We start from the raw sequence: 17,287 nt of genomic DNA on the forward strand, positions 1-17,287 counted from the left end.
CTAACCCGCAGCCCCGGTGGCATCGAGCTCGCTCTCGGTGACCACGCGATTGCGGCCGTTGTTCTTGGCGAGATAGAGCGCGCGATCGCAGCTCTCGATGAGATCTGTGATCGGTCGAGATCGTCGAAGCTGGTGTCCATCGCAAGTCTTCGGGTCCTGGCCACCACCAACCTGGCATCGACCTCTTAATCACACCCCAATGGCGGCCGCACTATTTGCCCGGGACGGTCGCGAAGGTTCCCAAATTGCGGCAACCCATTGACCCCTTGAGGACTTCTATGGCCTAGTCCGCCGTCTTTAGCTGGCCCAGATCCACGAAAACCCAACGATTCCATGACCTCCGAACGCTATAACGCCCGCGACGCCGAACCGCGCTGGCAAGCCGCCTGGGACCAACAGGCGATCTTCGTCTCCAAGAACGACGATCCGCGGCCGAAATATTATGTGCTCGAGATGTTCCCCTACCCGTCGGGGCGCATCCATATCGGCCATGTCCGCAATTACACGCTCGGCGACGTGCTGGCCCGCTTCATGCGCGCCAAGGGTTTCAACGTGCTGCATCCGATGGGCTGGGACGCTTTCGGCCTGCCGGCCGAGAACGCCGCGATCGAGCGCAAGGTGGCACCGAAGGCCTGGACCTACGACAACATCGCCGCGATGAAGAAGCAGCTCCGTTCGATCGGGCTGTCGCTGGACTGGAGCCGCGAGATCGCGACCTGCGATCCTAGCTACTACAAGCACCAGCAGAAGTTGTTTCTGGACTTCCTGCGCGAAGGCCTCGCCGAGCGCGAAAAGCGCAAGGTGAACTGGGACCCCGTCGACATGACCGTGCTCGCCAACGAGCAGGTGATCGACGGCAAAGGCTGGCGTTCGGGCGCCGTTGTCGAACAACGGGAAATGAACCAGTGGGTCTTCAAGATCACGAAGTACTCGCAGGAGCTGCTGTCGGCACTGGATACGCTGGACCGCTGGCCCGACAAGGTGCGGCTGATGCAGCGCAACTGGATCGGCCGGTCCGAGGGGCTGCTGATCCGCTTCGCGCTCGACGCGGCGACGACGCCGGCCGGCGAGAGCGAGCTGAAGATTTTCACGACGCGCCCCGACACGCTGTTCGGCGCGAAATTCATGGCGATCTCGGCCGATCATCCGCTGGCGCAGGCGGCCGCGGCGAAAAATCCTGAGCTCGCCGAGTTCATCGGCGAGATCAAGCGGATGGGCACGGCGCAGGAGATCATCGACACCGCCGAGAAACAGGGATTCGATACCGGCATCCGCGCGGTCCATCCGTTCGATCCGAGCTGGAAGCTGCCGGTCTATGTCGCGAACTTCGTGCTGATGGAATACGGCACCGGCGCCATTTTCGGCTGCCCTGCCCACGATCAGCGCGACCTCGATTTCGCCAACAAGTATGCTCTCGGCAATACGCCGGTGGTGTGCCCCGAGGGCCAGGATCCGAAATCGTTCGTCATCACCGATACCGCCTATGACGGTGACGGCCGCATGATCAATTCGCGCTTCCTCGACGGCATGACCATCGATCAGGCCAAGGACGAGGTGGCGAAGCGTCTCGAGAGCGAGCTGCGCGGCAACGCTCCGGTCGGCGAGCGTCAGGTCAATTTCCGCCTGCGCGACTGGGGCATTTCGCGCCAGCGCTATTGGGGCTGCCCGATTCCTGTCATCCACTGTCCGAAGTGCGACGTGGTGCCGGTGCCGGATGCCGACCTCCCCGTGGTGCTGCCGGAGGATGTGAGCTTCGACAAGCCAGGCAACGCGCTCGATCATCACCCGACCTGGAAGCACGTGACCTGTCCGCAATGCGGCGGCAAGGCGCAGCGCGAAACCGACACCATGGACACTTTCGTGGATTCGTCCTGGTACTTTGCGCGCTTCACCGATCCCTGGAACGAGAACGCGCCGACGACGCCAGAGGTCGCCAACCGGATGCTGCCGGTCGACCAGTATATCGGCGGCGTCGAGCACGCGATCCTGCATCTGCTCTACAGCCGCTTCTTCACGCGCGCCATGAAGGCGACCGGGCACATCGAACTGGACGAGCCGTTCGCCGGCATGTTCACGCAGGGCATGGTGGTGCACGAGACCTACCAGAAGGCCGACGGCACCTACGTCCAGCCGGTCGAGGTGAAGGTCGAGACCGGCGCCAACGGCCGCCGCGCCACGCTGCTGACGTCAGGCGAAGACATCCAGATCGGTCCGATCGAAAAGATGTCGAAGTCTAAGAAGAACACGGTCGATCCCGACGACATCATCGAGACCTATGGCGCCGACGTCGCCCGCTGGTTCATGCTGTCGGACTCCCCGCCCGAGCGCGACGTGATCTGGAGCGATGAGCGCGTCCAGGGCGCCTCACGCTTCGTACAGCGGCTGTGGCGGCTGGTGAACGACTCGATCGAACCCGGCAAGGCCGCGCCGGCCGCCCGGCCCGCCGGCTTCGGCCCGGACGCCACCGCCTTGCGCAAGGCCGCCCATGGCGCACTGGACAAGGTCACCACCGGGATCGAGCGGTTGCACTTCAACGTCTGCCTCGCCCATATTCGCGAATTCACCAATGCGTTCGCGGAGGTCTTGCAGCGTTCCGGCCAGCCGGCTCCAGATTTGGCCTGGGCGATCCGGGAGGCGAGCCAGATCCTGGTCCAGCTGTTCTCCCCGATGATGCCGCATCTGGCCGAGGAGTGTTGGCAGGCTCTCGGCCACAGCGGGCTGGTTTCCGAGGCCAATTGGCCCCAAATCGAACGTGATTTGCTGGTTGAAGACAGTGTGACCCTGGTGGTTCAGGTCAACGGCAAGAAGCGGGGCGAGGTCACAGTTGCAACAGCGGCCGAGAATCCGGAAATCGAGGCTGCCGTTTTGGCCCTCGATGCGGTAAAACTGGCCCTGGATGGCAAGCCCGTCCGCAAGGTGATTATCGTCCCCAAGAGGATCGTGAATGTTGTCGGCTAGGATCCGCATCGCAGCCCGCTTGCTGGCGGTCGCCGCACTGGCGGCCATGACGGCCGGCTGCTTCCACCCGATGTATGCCGAGCACACCGACGGCACGCCCGGCCTGCGCGAGAAGCTGATGGGGGTCGATCTGCCCCCGATCTCCAAAGCCAATGCCTCGCGCGAGGCCCGCGTCGGCGTCGAGGTCCGCAACGCGCTGGCCTTCAGGCTCTATGGCACCGCCACCGGCATGCCGCCGACCCACCGCCTGGAGATCCGCTTCTCAAGCAGCAAGTCGTCGCTGATCGTCGATCCCAATACCGGCCTGCCGAGCAGCGAAAACTACGGCCTCGACGCCCAGTACAATCTGATCGAGGTCGTCAGCGGCAAGTCGGTAATGACCGGCACCACGTTCTCCCGCGTGTCCTACGACATGCCCGGCTCCTATCAGCGTTTCAGCCGCAACCGCGCAATACGTGATGCCGAGGATCGTGCCGCCAACGAGATCGCCGAGAACATCACGACTCGCCTCGCCTCGTTCTTCACCGCGGGCACTTAATTCATCCCGTCCCCCCGGTTCGCCCGGAATGACGAATCCCAGGCAACATGGTCGCGCTGCGCGGAAAAGAGATCGACGCCTTTCTCGCCCGCCCCGATGTGGGCCGTTCGATCATCCTGCTCTATGGACCTGACGCCGGCCTGGTCCGCGAACGCGCGGATGCGCTGATTGCCTCGGCTGTCGACGATCCCAACGATCCGTTCTCGCTGGTCAAGGTCGATGGCGACGAGCTCTCCGCCGAGCCGTCGCGCCTCGTCGACGAGGCCATGACGGTGCCGCTGTTCGGCGGCCGCCGCGCCATCCGCGTGCGCGCCGGCTCGCGCAGCTTTGCCAGCGCTATCGACACGCTGGCTGAGATGGGCGTGAAGGATTGCCGCATCGTGATCGAGGCCGGCGAGCTGCGCCCGGAATCGCCGCTGCGCAAGGCCTGCGAACGCGCCAAGACGGCCGTCGCGATCGCCTGCTATCCCGATAGCGAGCGCGACCTGGCCAAGCTGATGGAAGACGAGCTCCGCATCGCCAATTTGCGCATCGCGCAGGATGCCCGCGCGGCGCTGATGTCGTTCCTCGGCGGCGACCGCCAGGCCTCCCGCAACGAGCTGCGCAAGCTCACGCTCTATGCCCATGGCAAGGGCGAGATCACGCTGGATGACGTGATGGCTGTCGTCGCCGATGCGTCGGAGCTGAAACTCGATCCGATCGTCGATGGCGCCTTCGCCGGCCGGCCCGAGATCGTCGAGAACGAGTTTGCCAAAGCCATGATAGCAGGCACATACCCCGGCGTGATCATCTCTGCGGCGCAGCGTCAGGCGGCGTGGCTGCACAAATCGGCGCTCGCGATCGCCGACGGCACGCCCGCTTCCGCAGTACTCGACAGCGGCTATCCGCGCCTGCATTTTTCGCGGAAGCCCGCGGTCGAAACCGCACTGCGCAATTTCAGCGTGGCGCGGCTCGCCGCCATCATCGAGCAGCTCGCGACCGCCGCGCTCGACACGCGCAAGCAATCCACCCTCGCCGCCGCCATCGCCCAGCGCACGCTGATGGCGATCGCCGCGAACGCGAAGCGGCGGAGCTGAGCACGCCGCTCTGCCCCCCGTCATTGCGAGGAGCCCTTGCAACGAAGCAATCCAGAATCTCTCCGCGGAAAGATTCTGGATTGCTGCGCTCGCGATGACGAGGACGGTGCGTGCCCCTCATCCTGAGGAGCGCGCTCTTGCGCGCGTCTCGAAGGATGCAGGCCGGGCCCTCGCCCTTCGAGACGCCGCTCCGCGGCCCCTCAGGGTGAGGGTGAGAGAGCGGAACTAGCGGCTACAGCGCGCCCTTCGCCAGCCGCCGCATCACCTCGTCGAGCTGATCGAGGTTGAGGTAGTTGATTTGGACGGAGCCGCCGGGATCGCGGTGGCTCACCGTGACCTTGAGCCCGAGCGCATCGCTGACGCGCTTCTCCAGGTCGACCGTGTCGGGGTCCTTTTCCTTCGCCCCCGTGCGCGCCTTCTGCGGCTTGCGCTCCGGCACGCCCTCTTCATGCGCCAGCGCCTCGGTCTGGCGGACGTTAAGGCCTTCTTCGACGATGCGCTTGGCGGCCGCGAGCGGATCAGGCACGCCGATCAGCGCGCGGGCGTGACCCGCGGTCAGCTCGCCGCTCGTGATCAACGCTTGCACTTCGGCGGGAAGCTTCGTCAGCCGCATCATGTTGGCGATGTGGCTGCGGCTCTTGCCAACGACTTTGGCGATATCGTCCTGGCTGCGTTTGAACTCGTTGGCGAGCGCGTGATAGCCGAGCGCCTCTTCCATCGGGTTGAGGTCTTCGCGCTGCACATTCTCGACGATCGCGAACTCCAGCGCATCGCTGTCGCTGATGTCGACGGGGACGATCGGCACTTCGTGCAGGCCGGCCATTTGCGAGGCGCGCCAGCGCCGTTCGCCGGCGATGATCTCGAAGCGGTCCTGCGCACCCTTCACCGGGCGCACCACGATCGGCTGGATCACGCCATGCTGCCTGATGGAATCGCTGAGCTCCCTGAGCTCGCTTTCCGAAAAGGTGCGGCGCGGGTTGCGCGGATTGGGCTTGATGAATTCGATCGGCACCTTGCGCTGCGCGCGCGGACGATCGACGTGCTGAGCCTCGCCGCCGACGTCACCGATCAGACTCGCAAGACCCCGGCCCAATCGCGAACGCGCTTCGTCGGCCATCGCCAGCTCCCTTGGATTCACGCTGCAGCACTCCAGAACTGAATATCGAATTGTAGAATCGTAGGGTGGGTTAGCGAAGCGTAACCCACCATCACTTCGTTCGAGGCACCAGACGTGGTGGGTTACGCCTTCGGCTAACCCACCCTACGGGCCGGCGGTGGATCAATGCGTCGTCCGCAGTTCGCGCTCGCGCTGGATCACTTCGGTGGCGAGCCGCAGATAAGCTTCGCTGCCGACGCATTTGAGATCGTAGACCAGCACCGGTTTGCCGTAGGACGGCGCCTCCGAGATGCGCACGTTGCGCGGGATCATGGTCTTGTAGACCTTCTCGCCCATGAACTGCCGGACGTCGGCAACGACCTGGTTCGAGAGATTGTTGCGCGAGTCGAACATGGTCAGCACGATGCCGTGGATCGACAGGTTCGGATTGAGCGTCGAACGCACCTGCTCCACCGTCTGCAGCAATTGCGACAGACCTTCGAGCGCGAAGAACTCGCACTGCAGCGGCACCAGGATCGCGTCGGAAGCCGCCATCGCGTTCACGGTGATCAGATTGAGCGAGGGCGGACAGTCGATCAGCACGTAGGTGTAATCGGCGTCGGGCGAGACGTTGTTGTTGAGCGCGCTGATCGCGTCGCGCAGCTTGTACGCACGACCGGGCGTGGTGCCGAGCTCGAGCTCGAGGCCGGAGAGATCCATGGTCGAGGGCGCGATATGCAGCCGCGGCACTGCAGTCGATACCACCGCTTCCCGCAGGCTCGCCTCGCCCACCAGCACGTCATAGGTCGAGCAGGAGCGGTTGCGGCGATCAATGCCGAGGCCGGTCGAGGCGTTGCCCTGCGGATCGAGATCGACGATCAGGACGCGTTCGCCGATCGCAGCGAGCGCCGTGCCGAGATTGATCGCCGTGGTTGTTTTTCCCACGCCGCCCTTCTGATTCGCCAGCGCCAGGATGCGCGGATGGCCCTGCGGGACGGCGGCGGTCTGTTCTTGCTGCGGTTCGTCAATCACGCTCATCGCAAATTCCCCACTCGGCCCCTGACGCCTCACCCGCGCCGTTCGACGGAAGCCAGCTCGACGATCCAACCGTCGCCTGTCCGGCTTTGGTGGAGCTGCGGCTGAATATTCCAATATTTAGTGGCTTCGGTCAATTCAGACTCTACATCTTGACCCTTGAGAAACAACGCTTTTGCGCCCTGACGCATCAGCGGCTCCGCAAAGCCGATGAGTTGGTGTAGCGGAGCCAGCGCACGCGCGGTGACGCAATCGACCGGGCCGGTGATTCTATCCACATTATCCCCGATCTCAGCGAGATGTACGACTCCCGGGGATGTAGTTATGCGGACGGCTTCGCGCAGGAAGGCCGCCTTCTTGGCGATTCGCTCGACCAGATGGACGCTCGCCCCGGCCGTTCCTGCCATAGCGCAGGCCAAGACGATCCCGGGAAAGCCACCGCCACTGCCGAGATCGGCCCAGCGTTTGGCCGATGGGGCGAGAGCGACGAGCTGAAGGGAGTCGGCGATGTGCCGGGTCCAGAGATGCGGCAATGTCGAGGGCGCGACCAGGTTGGTCTTGGCCTGCCACTCCCGGAGCAGTGCGATGTAGCGATCGAGCCGGGCCTCCGTTTCATGTGAAACGGGCGCAAGCTTGAGCGCCGCAATCTTGTCGGCTGCGATGACGGCGTCCAGCGATCGATCGTTGGCGCTGGCCTTGTCGATCTTCGGTCTGGTCGGCGCCGGTTCGAAGCGACCACCGGCGCCCTCTCCCGCCGAGGGTTTTGCTGATGACGATCTGCCGCCGCCCGGCCCGCGCTGTTTCACGTGAAACCTATGCGGTCGCTTTGGACGTCTTCCGCGCTTCGCGGCGGAGATAGGCCGCAAGGATGCCGAGCGCGGCCGGCGTCATCCCGTCGATTCGGCCGGCTTGGCCAACCGTGAACGGACGTGCCTTCTCCAGCTTGGCCCGGACCTCATTGGAGAGACCGGGGACCTGCTGGTAGTCGACGTCCGACAGCACCATCCCCTCGTCCCGCCTGAAGGCTTCAACGTCGGCGCTCTGGCGCTCCAGATAGACATCGTACTTCGCGTCGATCTCGAGATGGGCGGCAATGACGGGATCAATGGCAGCGAGCTCCGGCCAGATCGCACGGACCTGACTCCAGCCGATGTCGGGATAGGCCATCAGCTCGAAGGCCGACCGCCGCTGACCATCTCGATTCAGGGACAGCCCATGCTTGATCGCTTCGTTCGGGGTGATCGTGAGCGACTTCGATAGTTCTCGAGCCGCATTCAGGGCGTCCATCTTGGCCCGATGATGCACGGTCCGGGCGCTCCCGACGCATCCCAGGGCGATGCCCTTCTCGGTCAAACGCTGATCGGCATTGTCCGCCCGCAGCGTCAGCCGGTACTCGGCCCTGGAGGTGAACATCCGATAGGGTTCGCTGATGCCGCGGGTGACGAGGTCGTCGATCATCACGCCGAGATAGCCGTCCGCCCGGTCGAACACGGTCAGGGCGGCGCCGCTCGCAGCCAGTGCAGCGTTCAGCCCGGCCACGATGCCCTGGCCGGCGGCTTCCTCGTATCCGGTCGTGCCGTTGATCTGCCCGGCCAGGAACAAGCCGCGCAGACGCTTGGTCTGGAGGGTCGGATCGAGCTCCCGGGGATCGATGTGGTCGTATTCGATGGCATAGCCCGGCCGGACCATCTTGACCCGCTCCAGGCCCGGAATGGTTGCGAGGATGGCGAGCTGGACCTCCTCCGGCAACGAAGTGGAGATGCCGTTGGGATAGACCGTGCTGTCGTCGAGCCCCTCCGGCTCCAGGAAGATCTGGTGACCGTCGCGATCGCCGAAGCGAACGATCTTGTCCTCGATCGAAGGGCAATAGCGCGGTCCGGAGCTCTTGATCTGGCCGGAGTACATCGGAGAGCGATGGACATTGGCCCTGATCACGTCGTGGGTCGCAGGCGTGGTGCGGGTGATCCCGCACTGGATCTGTGGCGTCGTGATTCGCTCGGTCATCACCGAAAACGGCTCTGGAGGCTCGTCCCCCGGCTGCATCTCGACCGCCGACCAGTCGATCGTGGTGCCATCCAGACGCGGCGGGGTCCCTGTCTTGAGCCGTCCAAGGGTAAACCCGGCGCGCTCGAACGAGGTCGACAGGCCCATTGCCGGCGCCTCGCCAACCCTGCCGGCCGGCCAGTTCTTCTCTCCGAGATGGATCAGACCGCGGAGGAAGGTGCCGGTGGTGACGACGACAGCCCCCGCCCGAAGTTCGCGGCCATCTGCCAGGCGCAGGCCGATCACCCGTCCCTCGACCACGATCAGCTCGTCCGCCTCGCCTTCGATGACGGAAAGACCCGCGGTCTCCCGGATCGCCGCCTGCATCGCGGCGGCATAGAGCTTCCGGTCGGCCTGGGCGCGCGGACCACGCACCGCCGGGCCCTTACGTCGATTGAGGACGCGAAATTGGATGCCGCCGGCGTCTCCGACCCGGCCCATCAGACCATCGAGCGCGTCGACCTCGCGAACCAGATGGCCCTTGCCGAGACCGCCAATCGCGGGATTGCAGGACATCGCGCCGACGGTGGAGAAACGATGCGTCACCAGAGCGGTCGCCGCGCCCATCCGCGCTGAGGCCGCCGCCGCCTCACAGCCGGCGTGGCCGCCGCCAATCACGATGACGTCGAAGCTCTCTCGCTCTGTTCGCATGGCGGACTTCTAACTCACAGGCAGGGAAGCCGGAAGCGGAAACTGGAGAGGCGGTTGTTTCACGTGAAACGGGAAAAGCGGAGCCCAAGTGTTTTCCGCGAAAACAACCCCATGCACAGTAGAATGGCCCTTGGAAAGATTACCATTTTTAGTCAGGGGAAATGGAGATTACTAAGGGAAAAGCGTGGTCCGTAGGTCGCAACGCCTGAAGACGGACGGAAAGGCCACGGCAGAGCCTACAACCGGCATTGCGGGGTGCCCCTTCCGCACTCCCGCTCCTTAAGGCGCCATCGCTCGCAGCGCAGTCACTCCCGAGGGCGACCGAGTGAACCTCAAGGGCCAATGTTTCACGTGAAACAGCTTGAACAGCGGCTGCCGCGTTTCACGTGAAACGGAAGAGGTGGAACAAAGGCTAGTTCTACAATGAAGAACTAGCGCTACTTCCCAACACAGAACTTCTGGAAAATGGCACCCAAGACGTCTTCGACATCCACCCGACCCAACAGCCGGCCCAAGGCATAGGCCGCAGCGCGCAGCTCTTCGGCGGCGAGCTCCTCGCCGTGTTCTACGAGCTCCAGACTCCGGCGCAAGCTGTCCGCTGCCCGGCGCAGCAGATCCAGCTGGCGGGCCCGGGTCACCAATGCCCCCTCGGTCGTTCCGAAGAAGTCGGCGACGAATTTCACGAGGGCATCGACCAGCTCGGGGATGCCGTCCCCCCGGCTCGCTGCGATTCCGAACTCACCGCGCGGGCCGACGTCCTCGACCCCGCCAAGATCGATCTTGTTGCGTACGATCCAGACCGAGCCGCCGGAGCGACTGCCTGCGTTGCCGGACTTCCCCAGCAGCGGCATCGCGGCCGGATCAACAGCGCGCCCACCCTCCACCAGCCACAACACGAGGTCGGCGTCTTCGGCTCGCGCCCGCGCCCGGCGCACACCCTCCTGCTCGACTGGATCGTCGGTCTCGCGAATCCCGGCCGTGTCGATCACCGTGACGGGATAGCCGTCGAGATCGAGCTGCACCTCGATCACATCGCGCGTCGTACCGGCATGCGGCGAGACGATCGCGACGTCGCGGCGCGCGAGCTGGTTGATCAGCGTCGACTTGCCGACATTCGGCTCGCCCGCGATCGCAACCACCAGGCCGTCTCGCAAACGTTCAGCTTGTCCCTGTGCCGCAAGGACTTCTGTGATTTCGTCGTGCAGCGCACTGATCGCCTTGACCGCAGGCGCCATCAACTCGGCGGGCACATCGCCCTCGTCGGAGAAATCGATGCCGGCCTCGATCAAGGCCGAGGCGTCGATGATGCGCTCCCGCCAGTCGCGCGCGCGATTGCCGAGGAGACCCTGCAGCTGCCGTAACGCCTGGCGGCGCTGGCGGTCGGTGTCGGCGTGAATGAGATCGTCGAGGCCCTCCGCTTCGGTCAGGTCGAGCTTGCCGTTCTCGAAGGCGCGCTGGGTGAATTCGCCGGGCTCGGCGGCGCGCATATTCGGAATTACGGAAATAGCGGCGAAGAGTGCCGCCAGCACCGCGCGGCCGCCATGGACGTGAAATTCGGCGACGTCCTCGCCGGTCGCGCTGGCGGGGCCTGGAAACCACAACACCACCGAATCGTCGATCGGCTGGCCCACGCCGTCATGAAGCAGCCGGCGGCTGGCCTGTCTCGGCGCCGGCAGCTTGCCCGCCAGCGTCGTCAACGCCAGGCTGGCGCCTGGCCCGGAGACGCGCACCACCGCGAGCGCGCTCGGCGGACGGCCGGACGACAGCGCAAAGATGGTGTGGTCTCGCGGATGCATGGCCTATTTGTCCGGCTGAAAGAGAAAAGGCAAACATCCGTTTCGGCGGGTTTTGCTGCGCCAAATCCCGCAGCAAAACCTATGTTGCGGTGCAATATATCCGCTGGCAATTGCTGCGAAAATTACCCGCCGCGGAACGATGAACGACTAAAATATCAGGGATTAAGAAGTAAGCTCAAGGCTTTAGAAGGAATCCAATCAAGGCGATAAACACCTCCACTATGCTGCAGCTCCGCTGCGACAAAGCCGCACAAAGAAAAAGGGCGCCCGAAGGCGCCCTTTGATCATGTTGCACTGCAATCAGGTGTTCATGGAGTCGAAGAACTCGGAATTGCTCTTGGTCGAGCGCAGCTTGTCGAGCAGGAAGTCGATTCCGTCCATCGTCCCCATCGGATTCAGGATGCGGCGGAGTACGTACATCTTCTTCAGGACCACCGGATCGGTGATCAGCTCTTCCTTGCGGGTGCCGGAGCGCGAAATGTCGATCGCCGGGAAGGTCCGCTTGTCCGAAACCTTGCGGTCGAGGATCAGCTCGGAGTTGCCGGTGCCCTTGAACTCTTCGAAGATGACTTCGTCCATGCGGCTGCCGGTATCGACCAGCGCGGTCGCGATGATCGTCAGCGAGCCGCCCTCTTCGATGTTGCGAGCGGCGCCGAAGAACCGCTTCGGCCGCTGCAGCGCGTTGGCATCGACACCGCCGGTCAGCACCTTGCCCGATGACGGCACCACTGTGTTGTAGGCGCGGCCGAGGCGCGTGATGGAGTCGAGCAGGATCACGACGTCGCGGCCATGCTCGACCAGACGCTTGGCCTTCTCGATCACCATCTCGGCGACCTGAACGTGGCGCACCGCCGGCTCGTCGAAGGTCGAGGAGACGACCTCGCCCTTCACCGAGCGCTGCATGTCCGTGACTTCTTCCGGACGTTCGTCGATCAGGAGTACGATCAGATAGCACTCGGGATGATTATGCGCGATCGAGTGCGCGATATTCTGCATCAGCACGGTCTTGCCTGTGCGCGGCGGCGCGACGATCAGCGCCCGCTGGCCCTTGCCGATCGGCGCGACGATGTCGATCACCCTTGCAGAAAGGTCTTTCCGCGTCGGATCGTCGATTTCCATGCGGAAGCGCTGATTCGGAAACAGTGGCGTGAGGTTGTCGAAATTGACCTTGTGCTTGGCCTTTTCCGGGTCCTCGAAATTGAGCGTGTTGACCTTCAGCAACGCGAAATAGCGCTCGCCCTCTTTCGGGCTGCGGATGTGGCCTTCGATGGTGTCGCCGGTGCGCAGGCCAAAACGGCGGATCTGCGAGGGCGAAACGTAGATGTCGTCCGGGCCCGGCAGATAATTCGCATCGGGCGAACGGAGGAAGCCGAAGCCGTCGGAGAGAACCTCGACGACGCCTTCGCCGACGATATCAGTCTCGGCGAGCGCAAGCTGCTTGAGGATGGCGAACAGCAGCTCCTGCTTGCGCATGGTGCTGGCATTCTCGACCCCGTTCTCTTCCGCGAACGAGACGAGCTCGGCCGGCGTCTTCGACTTGAGGTCCTGGAGTTTGATTTCCCGCATTGGGGTGGTCCTGTGGGGTAACCTGGGGAGGGGTGCGAGGAGGCTCTGAAATGCGGACGCGAAAAGGTAAGGTCCGCAGGTCTGGCAAGGAGAGCGCCGGTGAGGCTTCAAACCTGATGGGGTGTCCGGCCTCTGGAAAGCTCAGACACGACCACATCCGCCTGCGTTGGGTGGGATATTGCTAATATAGAAAATCGCCTCTCACTCCGCAAGCAGAAGCACTGAGCGATTGTTCGCGACCCCTGCCTAGAACGGCTTCACGATCACCATGATGACGATCAGAATCATCAGGGCAGTGGGTACCTCGTTGATAATCCGATAAAATTTCTGGCTCCGGGGGCGCCGATCCGCGGCGAAATCCTTCAGCCAGCGCGAAAAAAAGCCGTGGACCGCGGACATCGCGAGGACCAGTGCCAGTTTTACGTGCAGCCAGCCGAAGCTGAACCAATGGCCAGCCCAGGCGAGATAGAGCCCGGCGAGCCAGGTCACGATCATGGCGGGGTTGATGATGGCCTTGAACAGCCGCCGTTCCATGATCTTGAACGTTTCCGACTGCTTCGAGCCGATGTCGGCCTCGCAATGATAAACGAACAGCCGTGGCAGATAGAGCATGCCCGCCATCCAGGAGATGACGGCGATCACATGCACCGCTTTGATCCAGAGATAGACGTCTTCAAACATGTCTGGGATCCGGATTCCTGCCCAGCCGCGGGGAACGCTGGGGATAGTAAGAACTCGTTAAGGTCTTGCCTGCACACATATCCGTCCGTAGCGCCCTTCTCCAATAAGAATCTTAGATTCTTAAGGTTTGAGTCTATGTGACGGTGAATTGGACTCACACATTTCCGTCCGCCCGTTCACACGCGCTTGTTCACATCCATCAACATATCCCTGATCACTCTGGCCGCCCTCGATAAGGCGGTCAGCTTCAAAGGCTTGCGCGTTTCTGTCGGCAGCTTATCAAGAGGGTTATCGGCACAATCCCGTTTCCCTTTCGACGGGGCGCCGAACTTGTTCTCACGGGCAGTGGTGTGAAGAAAATTGGCACTTGTCCCGCCCCCGGTGTCGCGCATCCCTTTCCGAGGGGTTAAGGTCCACAGAAATCCACAAACCAAACCGGTTTCATACAAAGGGCTTTTGTGCCGACCTCGAACAATTATTTCCATCTGCACCTCGTGTCCGACTCCACCGGTGAGACGCTGATCACGGTCGCGCGCGCCGTTGCCGCCCAGTACGCTAACGTGACCCCGGTCGAGCACGTCTATCCGCTGGTGCGCAGCCAGAAACAGCTCGATCGCGTGCTCGACGAGATCGAGGAAGCGCCGGGAATCGTGCTGTTCACGCTGCTCGAGAAGGATCTGGTCGCCAGGCTCGAGGACAAGTGCAAGGGGATCAATGTTCCGAGCCTGTCGATTATCGGCCCGGTGATGCAATTGTTCGAGGCGTATCTCGGAGCCGCCACGACGGGCCGGGTCGGTGCCCAGCACGTGCTCAACGCCGAATACTTCAAGCGCATCGACGCGCTGAACTACACGATGATCCATGATGACGGTCAGCATGTCGAAGGGCTCGACGACGCGGACGTGGTGCTCGTCGGTGTCTCCCGCACCTCCAAGACCCCGACGTCGATCTACCTTGCCAACCGTGGGATCCGCACCGCCAACGTGCCGCTGGTTCCAGGCATTCCGGTGCCGTCTCAACTGGAAACGTTGACGCGACCGCTGGTGGTGAGCTTGCATGCGACGCCGGAACGCTTGATCCAGGTGCGCACGAACCGCCTGCTCTCGATGGGCGCCGATTCCAGCGGCGACACCTACACGGACAAGCAGTCGGTCGCCGAAGAGGTCGCATTTGCCCGCAAGCTGAGCGCCAAGCACGATTGGCCGCTGCTCGACGTCACGCGGCGCTCGATCGAGGAAACCGCCGCGGCGATCATGAAACTCTACAGCGATCGCCAGCGTAACCGGCCTTCTGAATAGCTTTGGGAATAGTTTCGCGATGGGTCTGTGGCTCGGCAAATCTGCGTTGATTTTGGCCTCGCAGAGCAGCGCGCGAAAGATGCTGCTGGCCAATGCCGGGCTCGAGTTCAAGGTGATCACGGCTGATATCGACGAGCGCGCGATCCAGGCCGCCTGCGGGCTGTCTGGTCCGCGCGAGATTGCCTTGCTGCTGGCGCGCGAAAAGGCCAAGGCGGTCTCGGCTCATCACGCTGGAAGCACCGTCATCGGTGCGGATCAAACGCTGGCGCTTGGCGATCGCCTCTTCAACAAGCCCGCGGGCCGCGCCCAGGCGCTGGCGCAACTGCACGATCTCTCCGGACACAGCCATGAGCTGAATTCTGCCGTGGCGATAGCACGTAATGGTGAGATCATCTTCGAGGACGTCTCGGTCGCCCGCCTCACCATGCGGCAGATGACCGAGGCCGAACTTTCGACCTATCTCGACATCGCCGGCGATGCCGTCACCACCAGCGTCGGCGGCTATCAACTCGAAAGCCTGGGGATCCATTTGTTCGAGCGTATCGAGGGCGACCACTTCACCATTCTCGGCTTGCCGCTGCTGCCGCTGCTTGCGTTCCTGCGGCACGAGCGGCTAGTTGCGGTGTGATTGGCAGAGATGGCTGGGCGCTGATGCGAATCCTGGGACTGACCGGCTCGATCGGGATGGGCAAATCCACCACCGCGAAATTATTCGCGGAGGCTGGCGTCCCTGTCTACGATGCCGATGCCGCCGTCCATCAGCTCTATGAGGGCGAGGCTGCGCCCGCGATCGAGGCCGCCTTCCCCGGCACCACCGCGAACGGCAAGGTCGATCGGTCGAAACTGTCGGCGCGTGTGGTGCACGATGCTGCGGCCATCAAGCAGCTGGAGCAGATCGTCCATCCGATGCTGGGCGCTTCCCGGAAAAAATTCTTCGCCGACGCCGAAGCCGCCAAGGCGCCGGTCGTGGTGCTCGACATTCCACTGCTGTTCGAGACTGGGGGCGAGACGCGGGTCGATGCCGTAGTCGTGGTGACGACGTCTCCGGAACTGCAGCGCGAGCGGGTGCTGGCGCGCGGCACGATGGACGAGGCCAAGCTCGACGCCATCATCGCCAAGCAGACACCCGACGCGGAAAAGCGCAGGCGTGCCGATTTCGTGGTGGATACGTCCCACGGACTCGATCCGGTGCGCGCCCAAATCGCGCATATCCTGGCGGAGGTCGTTAAGATGCCGCAGCGGCGCGCCTGATTCGCCGCCTGACACGGCTTCTCAGATCATGCGCGAAATCGTTCTCGACACAGAAACCACCGGCCTCGACCCGCTGCGGGGAGACCGCCTGGTCGAAATCGGCTGCGTCGAGATGCTCAATCGCATGCCGACGGGGCAGAGTTTCCACGTCTACATCAATCCCGAAAGGGACATGCCGGCAGAAGCCTTCGCGGTGCACGGGCTGTCGGCCGAGTTCCTGGCGACAAAGCAGCTGTTTCACGAGGTCGTCGACGATTTTCTGGAGTTCGTCGGCGACGCGCCGCTGGTGATCCACAATGCCTCGTTCGACATCAGCTTCATCAATGCCGAGCTCGACCGGATCAAGCGCCCGGCGATCCCGCGTGAGCGGCTGGTCGATACGCTGCTGCTGGCACGTCGCAAGCATCCCGGCGTGTCGAACCGGCTCGACGATCTCTGCTCGCGCTATGCGATCGACAATTCACGCCGCACCAAGCACGGCGCGTTGCTCGACGCCGAGTTGCTCGCGGAAGTCTATGTGGATCTGGTCGGGGCGCGGCAATCGCAGCTGCTGCTGGCCTCGGAATCCGAGGAGACTCGCGCCAACGGGGCTGCCGATGCGCCACGGCGGCAGCGGCCAGCGCCGCTCGCGCCGCGGATTTCAGACGCCGAGCGCGAGGCCCACCGGGCCTTCATCGCAACGCTCGGCGACAAGGCGATCTGGAACGAGTTCTTGCCCGCTCCAGCTGTCGCTTCGGCTGGTTAGGCCTGACCGCTCGGCTGAGCGGCCATTTGCCGCTCCATGTTCTGACGATAGAGCCCGACGAAATCGACCGGATCCAGCATCAAAGGCGGGAACCCGCCGTCGCGCACGGCCGTGGCGATGATCTCACGGGCGAACGGGAACAGCAGGCGCGGGCATTCGATCATCACCAGCGGATGCAAATTGTCCTTCGGCACGTTGGAGATGCGGAACACGCCGGCATAAGCGAGCTCGAACGAGAACATGATCTTGCCGGCGGTCTCGGCCTTGCCCTCGACCGACAGCGTCACCTCGAACTCCTGTTCGCTGAGGTTGTTGGCGCTCACATTGATCTGGATGTTGATCTGGGGCGGTTGGCTCTGCTGCTGGAGCGAGCTGGGCGCATTCGGATTTTCGAACGAGAGGTCCTTGGTATATTGCGCCAGGACGTTGAGCTGGGGAGCCTGGGCCGCCTCGGGAGGGGTGCCGTTACCGTTGGTCATAAGAGTGTCTCCTTACCCGATTGGGCTGAATTTCGCGGCGGTTGGCTAACATAGGGCTACCTCGTTCCACAAGG

Annotated in this window: 16 protein-coding genes and 1 pseudogene; 7 read left to right on the plus strand and 10 right to left on the minus strand. The window is 63.4% G+C overall.

What is annotated here, in order from left to right:
* A pseudogene (locus tag ABIB91_RS25915) lies at positions 1-108 on the minus strand (GGDEF domain-containing protein); the annotation flags it as partial.
* 225 nt (positions 109-333) lie between these two features.
* Here ABIB91_RS25915 and leuS point away from each other — a divergent pair.
* The 3 genes from leuS to holA are packed head-to-tail and all read left to right on the plus strand — an operon-like array spanning position 334 to position 4,572.
* Complete coding sequence (leuS, locus tag ABIB91_RS25920; protein WP_354168449.1) at positions 334-2,958, plus strand: leucine--tRNA ligase; 2,625 nt, start codon at positions 334-336, stop codon at positions 2,956-2,958.
* A complete protein-coding gene (gene lptE, locus ABIB91_RS25925; protein ID WP_354168451.1) occupies positions 2,945-3,496 on the plus strand; it encodes an LPS assembly lipoprotein LptE in 552 nt (183 codons plus the stop codon). Before leuS ends, lptE begins: the two co-directional genes overlap by 14 nt.
* Before the next feature lie 47 nt (positions 3,497-3,543).
* Positions 3,544-4,572, plus strand: coding sequence for a DNA polymerase III subunit delta (gene holA / locus ABIB91_RS25930; RefSeq protein ID WP_007598623.1), 1,029 nt, complete (start codon positions 3,544-3,546; stop codon positions 4,570-4,572).
* A 232-nt stretch (positions 4,573-4,804) separates the two neighbouring features.
* On the opposite strand, the gene ABIB91_RS25935 is transcribed toward holA, so the two are convergent.
* The 8 genes from ABIB91_RS25935 to ABIB91_RS25970 all read right to left on the minus strand — a co-directional run bounded on the left by ABIB91_RS25935 (position 4,805) and on the right by ABIB91_RS25970 (position 13,832).
* On the minus strand, positions 4,805-5,689 hold the full coding sequence (locus tag ABIB91_RS25935) for a ParB/RepB/Spo0J family partition protein (protein ID WP_354168454.1): 885 nt from the start codon (positions 5,687-5,689) through the stop codon (positions 4,805-4,807).
* A gap of 162 nt (positions 5,690-5,851) precedes the next feature.
* Positions 5,852-6,706 carry a ParA family protein gene (locus ABIB91_RS25940; protein ID WP_007598621.1) on the minus strand — a complete coding sequence of 285 codons (855 nt, stop codon included), beginning with the start codon at positions 6,704-6,706 and terminating at the stop codon, positions 5,852-5,854.
* A 29-nt stretch (positions 6,707-6,735) separates the two neighbouring features.
* A complete protein-coding gene (rsmG, locus tag ABIB91_RS25945) occupies positions 6,736-7,509 on the minus strand; it encodes a 16S rRNA (guanine(527)-N(7))-methyltransferase RsmG (protein ID WP_219681893.1) in 774 nt (257 codons plus the stop codon).
* A gap of 7 nt (positions 7,510-7,516) precedes the next feature.
* Positions 7,517-9,397: a tRNA uridine-5-carboxymethylaminomethyl(34) synthesis enzyme MnmG gene (gene mnmG, locus ABIB91_RS25950; protein WP_354168457.1), complete on the minus strand. Its 1,881-nt coding sequence runs from the start codon at positions 9,395-9,397 to the stop codon at positions 7,517-7,519.
* Between the two features lie 437 nt (positions 9,398-9,834).
* Positions 9,835-11,193, minus strand: a complete 1,359-nt coding sequence (mnmE, locus tag ABIB91_RS25955) for a tRNA uridine-5-carboxymethylaminomethyl(34) synthesis GTPase MnmE (RefSeq protein ID WP_354168459.1) — start codon at positions 11,191-11,193, stop codon at positions 9,835-9,837.
* A gap of 300 nt (positions 11,194-11,493) precedes the next feature.
* Complete coding sequence (gene rho / locus ABIB91_RS25960) at positions 11,494-12,759, minus strand: transcription termination factor Rho (protein ID WP_007598612.1); 1,266 nt, start codon at positions 12,757-12,759, stop codon at positions 11,494-11,496.
* A gap of 246 nt (positions 12,760-13,005) precedes the next feature.
* On the minus strand, positions 13,006-13,440 hold the full coding sequence (hemJ, locus tag ABIB91_RS25965; protein WP_354168461.1) for a protoporphyrinogen oxidase HemJ: 435 nt from the start codon (positions 13,438-13,440) through the stop codon (positions 13,006-13,008).
* Positions 13,441-13,616: 176 nt separating this feature from the next.
* On the minus strand, positions 13,617-13,832 hold the full coding sequence (locus ABIB91_RS25970) for a hypothetical protein (protein WP_007598608.1): 216 nt from the start codon (positions 13,830-13,832) through the stop codon (positions 13,617-13,619).
* A gap of 66 nt (positions 13,833-13,898) precedes the next feature.
* Between ABIB91_RS25970 and ABIB91_RS25975 the strand changes: the two genes are divergently transcribed.
* The 4 genes from ABIB91_RS25975 to dnaQ are packed head-to-tail and all read left to right on the plus strand — an operon-like array spanning position 13,899 to position 16,734.
* Positions 13,899-14,738 (plus strand): pyruvate, water dikinase regulatory protein, encoded by an 840-nt coding sequence (locus ABIB91_RS25975; protein ID WP_007598606.1) that lies wholly within the window; start codon positions 13,899-13,901, stop codon positions 14,736-14,738.
* Positions 14,739-14,757: 19 nt separating this feature from the next.
* Complete coding sequence (locus ABIB91_RS25980; protein ID WP_354168464.1) at positions 14,758-15,366, plus strand: Maf family nucleotide pyrophosphatase; 609 nt, start codon at positions 14,758-14,760, stop codon at positions 15,364-15,366.
* A 23-nt stretch (positions 15,367-15,389) separates the two neighbouring features.
* Positions 15,390-15,989, plus strand: a complete 600-nt coding sequence (coaE, locus tag ABIB91_RS25985) for a dephospho-CoA kinase (RefSeq protein ID WP_007598603.1) — start codon at positions 15,390-15,392, stop codon at positions 15,987-15,989.
* Between the two features lie 28 nt (positions 15,990-16,017).
* Positions 16,018-16,734 carry a DNA polymerase III subunit epsilon gene (gene dnaQ, locus ABIB91_RS25990; protein WP_354168466.1) on the plus strand — a complete coding sequence of 239 codons (717 nt, stop codon included), beginning with the start codon at positions 16,018-16,020 and terminating at the stop codon, positions 16,732-16,734.
* On the opposite strand, the gene secB is transcribed toward dnaQ, so the two are convergent.
* The gene (gene secB / locus ABIB91_RS25995; protein WP_007598595.1) at positions 16,731-17,213 is read right to left on the minus strand and encodes a protein-export chaperone SecB; all 483 of its coding nucleotides are present in this window, start codon (positions 17,211-17,213) and stop codon (positions 16,731-16,733) included. The genes dnaQ and secB overlap by 4 nt on opposite strands.
* Positions 17,214-17,287: the final 74 nt, after the last annotated feature.

The sequence above is a fragment of the Bradyrhizobium sp. JR4.3 genome, from assembly GCF_040547695.1.
GTDB lineage: Bacteria > Pseudomonadota > Alphaproteobacteria > Rhizobiales > Xanthobacteraceae > Bradyrhizobium > Bradyrhizobium canariense.

Coding starts and splice junctions, on each gene's coding strand:
- mnmE (WP_354168459.1), bottom strand. CDS start 11,193: ATGCATCCGCGAGACCACACCATCTTTGCGCTGTCGTCCGGCCGTCCG.
- coaE (WP_007598603.1), top strand. CDS start 15,390: ATGCGAATCCTGGGACTGACCGGCTCGATCGGGATGGGCAAATCCACC.
- secB (WP_007598595.1), bottom strand. CDS start 17,213: ATGACCAACGGTAACGGCACCCCTCCCGAGGCGGCCCAGGCTCCCCAG.
- ABIB91_RS25940 (WP_007598621.1), bottom strand. CDS start 6,706: ATGAGCGTGATTGACGAACCGCAGCAAGAACAGACCGCCGCCGTCCCG.
- lptE (WP_354168451.1), top strand. CDS start 2,945: ATGTTGTCGGCTAGGATCCGCATCGCAGCCCGCTTGCTGGCGGTCGCC.
- ABIB91_RS25970 (WP_007598608.1), bottom strand. CDS start 13,832: ATGCGCGACACCGGGGGCGGGACAAGTGCCAATTTTCTTCACACCACT.
- ABIB91_RS25980 (WP_354168464.1), top strand. CDS start 14,758: ATGGGTCTGTGGCTCGGCAAATCTGCGTTGATTTTGGCCTCGCAGAGC.
- mnmG (WP_354168457.1), bottom strand. CDS start 9,397: ATGCGAACAGAGCGAGAGAGCTTCGACGTCATCGTGATTGGCGGCGGC.
- rho (WP_007598612.1), bottom strand. CDS start 12,759: ATGCGGGAAATCAAACTCCAGGACCTCAAGTCGAAGACGCCGGCCGAG.
- leuS (WP_354168449.1), top strand. CDS start 334: ATGACCTCCGAACGCTATAACGCCCGCGACGCCGAACCGCGCTGGCAA.
- ABIB91_RS25935 (WP_354168454.1), bottom strand. CDS start 5,689: ATGGCCGACGAAGCGCGTTCGCGATTGGGCCGGGGTCTTGCGAGTCTG.
- holA (WP_007598623.1), top strand. CDS start 3,544: ATGGTCGCGCTGCGCGGAAAAGAGATCGACGCCTTTCTCGCCCGCCCC.
- hemJ (WP_354168461.1), bottom strand. CDS start 13,440: ATGTTTGAAGACGTCTATCTCTGGATCAAAGCGGTGCATGTGATCGCC.
- dnaQ (WP_354168466.1), top strand. CDS start 16,018: ATGCGCGAAATCGTTCTCGACACAGAAACCACCGGCCTCGACCCGCTG.